Annotated in this window: 7 protein-coding genes and 1 pseudogene; 4 read left to right on the forward strand and 4 right to left on the reverse strand. The window is 42.8% G+C overall.

Annotation, left to right across the window (positions count from 1 at the left end; translation table 11 throughout):
• Positions 1-8: 8 nt before the first annotated feature.
• Positions 9-518 (reverse strand): DUF4178 domain-containing protein, encoded by a 510-nt coding sequence (locus tag B9Z54_RS04350; RefSeq protein ID WP_113927276.1) that lies wholly within the window; start codon positions 516-518, stop codon positions 9-11.
• Between the two features lie 386 nt (positions 519-904).
• Between B9Z54_RS04350 and B9Z54_RS04355 the strand changes: the two genes are divergently transcribed.
• Complete coding sequence (locus B9Z54_RS04355) at positions 905-1,405, forward strand: DinB family protein (protein WP_113927277.1); 501 nt, start codon at positions 905-907, stop codon at positions 1,403-1,405.
• A 113-nt stretch (positions 1,406-1,518) separates the two neighbouring features.
• On the opposite strand, the gene B9Z54_RS04360 is transcribed toward B9Z54_RS04355, so the two are convergent.
• From B9Z54_RS04360 to B9Z54_RS04370, 3 genes are all read right to left on the reverse strand, one after another.
• Positions 1,519-1,716 carry a DUF378 domain-containing protein gene (locus B9Z54_RS04360; protein WP_113927287.1) on the reverse strand — a complete coding sequence of 66 codons (198 nt, stop codon included), beginning with the start codon at positions 1,714-1,716 and terminating at the stop codon, positions 1,519-1,521.
• 191 nt (positions 1,717-1,907) lie between these two features.
• Positions 1,908-2,909 (reverse strand): Gfo/Idh/MocA family protein, encoded by a 1,002-nt coding sequence (locus tag B9Z54_RS04365; RefSeq protein WP_113927278.1) that lies wholly within the window; start codon positions 2,907-2,909, stop codon positions 1,908-1,910.
• A 41-nt stretch (positions 2,910-2,950) separates the two neighbouring features.
• Positions 2,951-3,415: a GtrA family protein gene (locus B9Z54_RS04370; RefSeq protein ID WP_113927279.1), complete on the reverse strand. Its 465-nt coding sequence runs from the start codon at positions 3,413-3,415 to the stop codon at positions 2,951-2,953.
• Between the two features lie 361 nt (positions 3,416-3,776).
• On the opposite strand from B9Z54_RS04370, the gene B9Z54_RS04375 reads away from it, so the two are divergent.
• The 3 genes and pseudogenes from B9Z54_RS04375 to B9Z54_RS04385 form a co-directional block, all read left to right on the forward strand.
• Positions 3,777-5,297 carry a UDP-N-acetylmuramoyl-L-alanyl-D-glutamate--2,6-diaminopimelate ligase gene (locus B9Z54_RS04375; protein WP_113927280.1) on the forward strand — a complete coding sequence of 507 codons (1,521 nt, stop codon included), beginning with the start codon at positions 3,777-3,779 and terminating at the stop codon, positions 5,295-5,297.
• 229 nt (positions 5,298-5,526) lie between these two features.
• Positions 5,527-6,834: an alkaline phosphatase family protein gene (locus tag B9Z54_RS04380; RefSeq protein WP_113927281.1), complete on the forward strand. Its 1,308-nt coding sequence runs from the start codon at positions 5,527-5,529 to the stop codon at positions 6,832-6,834.
• An 88-nt stretch (positions 6,835-6,922) separates the two neighbouring features.
• Positions 6,923-7,685: pseudogene (locus B9Z54_RS04385) on the forward strand (MFS transporter); the annotation flags it as partial.

The following is a 7,685-nucleotide window of genomic DNA, read 5'->3' on the forward strand; positions in this document are numbered from 1 at the left end:
CCTCCTGATTAATTGCTAGCGATTATTTTAATTTCATATTCATTGATCTCATACCCGCGGCTTACCTCAATCTCACTGCCCCAGATCTCCACAGACAGATAGCTTTCTTCCTCTTCGTCCTCAAAGTCGAAGTAACGGCAATTTATGTCATTTACATTTTTCCCTCTGCCTTGTCCTTTTACTCTTGCAGTCCCGGACTCATCCAGATAATAGCGTGTGCCGTTATAGTCAACTTCTTCCGGAATGGGCTCACTCAGCTTCAGCTTCACTTTCTCATAAATCCCCAGATATACCTGATCGTCCATCTCGGCGCTGAGCCAGACTGTACGCCCCGGGCTTTCCAATTGATATCCAATCCATTCAAAGCCATGGTCATTATATGTTAGCTTGCTGACTACTTCATAGTCCTCAAGGTCATAAGCCACTATATCCCCGACTTCGATTGTGAAAACATTTCTGTCTTTTACAACCGGCACTTCCTTTTCCTTTTTGCCGAACAGCCTTTTTAATATGCTCATGTTTTCACCTCCGCCCAGATGTACTATGTTCTTACTAACATATACGCACTGCAATTCAAAAAGTTTCAGATTAACGCAATTCTATTTTAAGTATTTTATTTATTTTTAAATTTCCTCTTATAATAACTTCAACCCATTCGCTCTGAATCCTTTATTTTTCTGTTCTCTTCGTGATGTTAGATGCTTTAATCTAAAACGATAATTTTCAGTTCATGCTCCGAGCATTTCTCTCCTGTAATAACCGTGGAGATTCTTTCCTCACTTAATTACATTTTTAGGTTTATACTCTTTCCTGATATCAGTCTATCCTAACCCCTCCAAAAAATAAAAGGGTTTTCCTCCACATATACAGAAGTAGTAAGGAAAATGCTGTAGGGGGACTAATAATGGAGGATTCACAACTTTTTAAGCAAATGGATTTCATCCGCATGAGGACGATAGCTGCCCTGGATAATACAACGGAGGAAATGGCGGACCTTGTTCCAGACGGTTTTAAAAATTCGATCCGCTGGAACTTGGGACATATTTATCTAAGCCAGGAAAATCTTATCCATTCTTTCGCAGGAGAGAAAGGACAAATTCCCGAAGGCTTTCCCGAACTATTCGGCTTCAATACAAGCCCGGATTCCTGGAAGGGTTCTCCCCCCTCACTCCCGGAGCTTAGGCAGCTTCTGTCCGAACAGCCGAAAAGATTGAAAGATTCTTTCTTGGGCCGATTATCCGAAAAAGGGGAGAAACCATTCCAAATGACAAAGGAAATCGCTTTTGAAACGTTGGCCGAAGTGGTGTCCTTCGCAAACTGGCATGAAGGCCTGCACCAGGGAGCTATTACTGCCATCAAGCGCGTTCAGGGTATCGAAAACCTGTGGGATTCCGTAAAAGCTTAAAATTGAAATAATAAGTGCTTCGTCCCAGGGAACTGTACGCTTAATCAAGTAACCGCTATAAAAGCCATTCCAGCAAGCTGGAATGGCTTTCGTTTGCAAATAAGCAGGTTGTATTAATCTTTGATCCTGGCAAAAAGCTTGATGCAGTAAATCGCTGAAAGACCAACAAGGACGTAAACAATTTTAGAAAGAATGGCTTCTTGCCCGCCGAAGATCGCTGCCACTAAGTCAAACTCGAATAATCCGACAAGCAGCCAGTTTAAGCCTCCGACAATTAATAGTATCAGTGCAATTGAATCTAAGGTCTTGATTACTATATGCCCCTTAGAAATAATCACAAAACAATCGACGTATTATTCTTGTTTAATTCATGTTTATGCTTTGTTGACTATATAGATCAAAACAAAAAGGAGTGTCAAAATCGATAGGATTAGGCACTCCTTTTGATGTGTAATTTTTAATTTTGCACTCACTCCTGAGATATGGCTTTCAGCTTCTTGATTTACAGACGGACTGGACTATTCAATTTGAGGGACTCATAACAAGCTTGAATGGCTTTGATATTCCTGATGGTATCTTCGGATGAGTAAACGGGTTTTTCTCCATTCAGTATGCAGTGTCCGAAGTGGGCTGCTTGAATTTCATATTGATTTCCCTTTAATACCTCTTTTTTCTCTTCCCCTTTTTCATCCAGGATGACAATGCTGACTTCACCATCAACAAAACGATCTGAACGGTATGCAAATGGAACCTTGATCGTCCCTTTGGTTCCTGAAATTTCATAGAAATCTCTCATCGGTTGTTCAAAACTGCATTCGAAACTGGCTGTCATCCCGTTTTCGAAGCTGAGGATGCCTGCTGCTTTGGTATCTACACCAAAACCTTCATGAATACTTGCATTCACATAGACCTCTTTAGGCTCTTGCCCCAGAATGTATCTGGTGGAATGGATGCAGTAGCAGCCGACATCCCAGATGCTTCCTCCCCCCAAATTTTTGTCCAGCCGGATATTTTGTTTGTTTTTTTCAAAATCAAATTTAAAGGTGAAGGCTGACCGCATGTGGCGTACTTCCCCTATCACGCCTTCTGCAATCAGCTCCCTCACACGTTTATGCTGTGGATGGAATTGATACATGAAGGCCTCCATAAACAGGACATTATTTAAACGGCAGGCTTCGGCCATTGCCTCTGCGTCTTCCACATTCAATGCAGCCGGTTTTTCACAAAGCACATGCTTCCCTTTCTCGGCCGCGTTCATTACCCACTCTTTATGCATCGTGTTTGGCAGCGGAATGTAAACCGCCTGAATATCGGGATCTTCTAAAAGTTCTTCATAACTCTGGTAAGCTTTCGGGATGGAATATTCATTTGCGGTCTCTTCCGCCTTCCCGCTATTGCTTGCAATCGCAGTGATTTCTGCATTCTCGCAATTTTTCAGTGCCGGAATCATTGCTTTCTTTGCAATGTTTGCCGTGCTCAGGATTCCCCATTTTACAACGCTCATTTACTCTTCTCCTCCTTTAGTACTGATTTAAGGGCGAAATATTACCTGCTGCTCTTTTTTCTATTTCCGTATGTTTCCTTCTCCGTCCGGAAGACGGCATATTTCATGAAGAAAAAACTTGCCCCTGATGACAGAATCATCGCCAGCCCTTTTGAAAGGTTGTGTACAAGAAAAGGCTGCATTGCTGTATATCCCAGCAAGTGAACCGATCCTATAAACACTATATTACTGATCAATAGGCTGACAATCGCCTGGATCATGAAGGTGACTTTCACTCGTTTCGATCCTTTTCTGCCTTTGAAGGTCAGCCTCGAATTCCAATAATAACTATTTGAAACGGCTAAAGTATAGGCCGCGGTGTTGAACAGGACTAGAACCGTCCCTTGTTCTGCAGGATATAGAAACAAGAACAAATTCAATGAAAGAATATCAATAAATGCGTTCATTATTCCAATGATGCTGAATTGAATGAGTTGAAAAAAGCCCCTTGGTTGATTTCCGGCCATACATTCCTCCGAGCTCCCGCCTCTGGAATTTTATCTAAAGTATATACCATCCACTTTGGAAAATCTTCTCAGAACAATCTGCTGCATAATACGATTTAAATTTATTTTAACAGGAATCCTATGGATAAATAACAGATCGTTCAAATGCTTCTAACGAAGTCCAACTAAATGACTGTTTTCTGCAGAAGAAATTTTTTCCAGCGTACTTTTCTGAAATCGGGGTAAATAGGGATAGAAATTCAGACAGTATGTCCACAGATACATGACAAGCAATTATACATCTTGTATATGCTCGCTGCTGTTACGGTCAAACTATAGATAAAGCTGGGATCACCGACTTTCAAAGCAAAGGGAGAGAGCCATGAATATCGATTTTACATCACAGGAACAGTTAGGAATCAAACGCCTCTGGGGACAAGATAAGAGAGAGATTTCAAACGTCAACTATGACTCTAGACGAGTGCAGAAGGATGCTGCGTTTGTCTGCATGAGCGGCGAAAAGCACGATGGCCATTCTTTCCTTGAAGACGCGATCCATAATGGAGCTGCTGTTCTGGCCGGAGAAAACACCAGTGTACTCGAGAAAGCCAGCCAAAAATATCCAGACAGGACTTTTCTTCTGGTAGAGGATGCCAGGGCTTTTCTTGCTCAATTGTCCATCGTGTTTTACGAAAGAATTCATGAGAAGCTGACCACGATCGGCGTGACGGGTACGAACGGGAAAACCACTGTCACTGCATATGTGAAATCCTTGATGACACTGCTCGGAACACCGACCGGCTCAATCGGGACGACCGGCATTATTTCTTCCACAGGAAAAATCAATTTGAAAAAAAGCACTCCGACTACACCGGAATCTTCTGATTTACATTATATTTTTGAGCAATTCCATCAGCGCGGCGACCATGCGGCTGCCATGGAAGTATCCTCGGTGGCCACCGAACAAAAACGGGTTGAAGGAATAGAGTTTGATATCGCCATACATACCAACCTCTCTCCTGAACACTTGGAGTTCCATGGGACGTTTGAAAATTATAAAAAAGCTAAGCTTAAACTGTTTAAACAGGCAAAAAAAGCAGTTGTGAACATAGATGATGAAGGTATGGGCATGGACATCCTGGATATGTATCCCGGAGAAGTGCTTACTTATAGTCTTGATAAAAGATCAAATGCTGATGTGAAAGCATCCAATTTAAGAACCATCGGCCATGAGACCTTTTTTGAACTAAGAGTTCAAGACGAATCTTATATTGTAAGAGTCCCGGTTATCGGAAATTATAATGTCGCCAATATACTCGCTGCCATTTGCACAGCTATGCACTCGGGTTTTTCGATTCACCAGATCCTGCTGGCTCTTCCTTCGATTGAAGGACCTGAAGGAAGATTTGAAATCCTGACTGAGTATGGAAACAGAAAGATCCTCCTTGACTATGCACATACTCCGGCAGCTCTTGATAACCTGCTAAGGGAAGTCAAAAAACTTGAATATAACCGATTGATCGTCTTGATTACAGGAATTGGAATCAGAGATAAATCGAAAATGCCTCTGATGGCAGAAACGATTGAAGGAAAGGCAGACGAAATTGTCGTTTCTGTTGATCATCCAGATTTCAATGATCCCGATGAGATCATCAGCCATGTGCTTGCAGGCTTCTCTGATCCTTCTGCCGAGAATATCTCTACAGAGAGAACGAGAGCTGAGGGGGTTCTGTCAGCCCTTTCACTCAGCAATGAAAATGATCTTATTTTGCTGACAAGCGGCTGTATCAACGGAGCCCAAATCGTCGAAGGAAAGGAAGTTCCCCATTCTGACAAAGATGTGATAGCGAATTATTTCAAAGACGATAAAATGGATTACGACTATGATTATATCCAGGCTTGAAGATTCTTGGCTTCACCTTTAAAAGAACAGAGTCTGATCTGCTTAAAAAATAACATGACTAAAAGGGCGAAAACCGCTAATGATGGTTTTCGCCCTTTATTTGTTGTGAAGTAGAACTCCTGCTTGCCATTTGGGCTTCAATATAAATCCGCTCTGGTCTATTTCACATTTTCTGGTATATTAAATACATAAAGTGAATTTTTAAACTATTTTGATTTCGGAGGCTTTCATGGAGCGACTTACAGACCACCTGATCGTTATTTCATTTGACTGTCTTTCTTCATTGGATTTTCCCACACTGAATGAACTCCCAAATTTTAAAGAATTTCTAAAAAACGGTGCTTATTGCAAAGCGGTCGAGACGATTTACCCTTCCGTAACCTACCCTTGCCATGCCACAATCGTCACCGGTAACTTTCCAAACAGGCATGGAGTCATTAACAATACTCATCTTCAGCCTGGAAGCAGTTCCCCTGATTGGTATTGGCAAAGACACCATATCAAAGGTACAACCCTTTATGATGAAGCAAAACGAGAAGGAATGACTACTGCTGCTTTACTATGGCCTGTGACCGCCAAGGCGGATATCGACTACAATATGCCTGAAATATTCGCCAACCGGCCTTGGCATCATCAAATAGCGGTCTCTCTTTGGAATGGAAGCACTTCATTTCAGCTGGAGATGAACCGCCGATTCGGGCATATCCGGAATGGGCTCTTTCAGCCGCAGCTGGACGACTTTGTACTGGAATCAACGGTAGAAACCATCCGTAAGAAGAAGCCCAACCTCATGCTCATCCATTTTACCGACCTTGATTCCAACCGGCATTACCACGGATTCTCTTCAGAAGAGGCTTATGCCGCTCTTAAAAGACATGATGAGCGTCTGGGCAGAATCCTTTCGGCCTTAAAGGAAGCGGGCATATACGACGCTTCAACAATCATTGCCCTCGGCGATCATAGCGCACTCGATGAATCAAAAGCGATAAAACCTAATGTTTTGTTGAAGGAAAAGGGACTCATCACCGTAAATGACAAGGGACGTGTAACGGATTGGAAAGCCTATTGCAAGAGCTGCGATGGCTCGGCATATATTTATGTGAAAGACCAACATGATCAGAAGACGCAGAACACTGTGAAAGATATTTTATTGGGTCTTATAGAAAATGAAAAGAACGGCATAGAAAATCTCTTAACCGGGAAGGAAGCCGGAGAAAAAGGAGCTGACGGGAACTGCGCCTTCATGATTGAAGCTTTAAAGGACTTCTATATTAAAGAAGGCCTCGAAGGAAATTACCTTGACGAAATAACTCCTGAAGATGTTTTATCCGGAAAATACACTTATGCATCGCATGGCTATTCACCTGAAAAACCCGAATATCAAACAGTTTTCATGGCTTCCGGTAAAGGAATAAAAGAAGGAGCCATCATCCCGTCCATGCGTCTTGTCGACGAAGGGCCAACCTTTGCCAGACTGCTTGGGCTTAACTTGGGAGAAACAGATGGACAGGTTGTGAATGATTTGCTGAAACTGTAAATATTATGTAAAGAATAGGGACTTTCCGTCTTCTTTCCCGCTTTTCTTGTACAATAAATTTGAAATCGTTCCCAGGAGGTCAAAGCCGATGAAAAGTTTTACGAAAGAAGAAAACAGCTGGATGTTCTATGATTGGGCGAACTCGGCCTATTCCATCATTATCTCGACGGCAGTCTTTCCGCTGTTTTACAAGGCGGCGGCCACCAATGCAGGGGTCAGCCCATCCGATTCAACAGCTTACTTGGGATACACCATTGCCATTGCCACCTTTATACTGGCCATGCTGGGTCCGATTCTTGGAACCATTGCTGACTATAAAGGATTCAAGAAGAAATTCTTTACTTTTTCTTTGGGCTCGGTGTCACGGCTACAGCCGTCCTTGCCTTCATTCCAAGTGACCAGTGGCTCATTCTATTAATATGTTATACCTTCGCTGCAGTCGGTTCCGCAGGGGCAAATGTATTCTATGACGCCTTCCTTACCGATGTGACCTCGGATGAAAGAATGAACAGGATATCTGCCAGAGGCTATGGACTGGGATATATCGGAAGCACCATTCCATTCCTCATCAGCATTGCCATCATTGTACTGTCTCAAAGCGGGACCATCCCCTTTCGACTACTGTGGCAAGCAAGATTGCCTTCCTGATAACGGCTTTATGGTGGGGGCTGTTCGCAATCCCCATGTTCAGAAATGTTCATCAGCGCTACTATATTGAGCCTGAACCGAAGCCTGTCGTCAACAGCTTTAGGCGTCTTGCGAAAACATTCAAGGAGATCAAAAATACCGTGCCTTATTCTTGTTCCTGCTCGCCTACTTCTTTATATTGATGGCGTCGGAACCATTATCAC

The organism is Bacillus sp. P14.5 (assembly GCF_003316765.1).
In the GTDB taxonomy this organism is placed as follows: Bacteria; Bacillota; Bacilli; order Bacillales; family Bacillaceae_B; genus Rossellomorea.

Bases quoted from the DNA above. Each gene is read 5' to 3' on its own strand.
- B9Z54_RS04380 (WP_113927281.1), top strand. From the start codon at position 5,527: ATGGAGCGACTTACAGACCACCTGATCGTTATTTCATTTGACTGTCTT.
- B9Z54_RS04355 (WP_113927277.1), top strand. From the start codon at position 905: ATGGAGGATTCACAACTTTTTAAGCAAATGGATTTCATCCGCATGAGG.
- B9Z54_RS04350 (WP_113927276.1), bottom strand. From the start codon at position 518: ATGAGCATATTAAAAAGGCTGTTCGGCAAAAAGGAAAAGGAAGTGCCG.
- B9Z54_RS04370 (WP_113927279.1), bottom strand. From the start codon at position 3,415: ATGGCCGGAAATCAACCAAGGGGCTTTTTTCAACTCATTCAATTCAGC.
- B9Z54_RS04375 (WP_113927280.1), top strand. From the start codon at position 3,777: ATGAATATCGATTTTACATCACAGGAACAGTTAGGAATCAAACGCCTC.
- B9Z54_RS04365 (WP_113927278.1), bottom strand. From the start codon at position 2,909: ATGAGCGTTGTAAAATGGGGAATCCTGAGCACGGCAAACATTGCAAAG.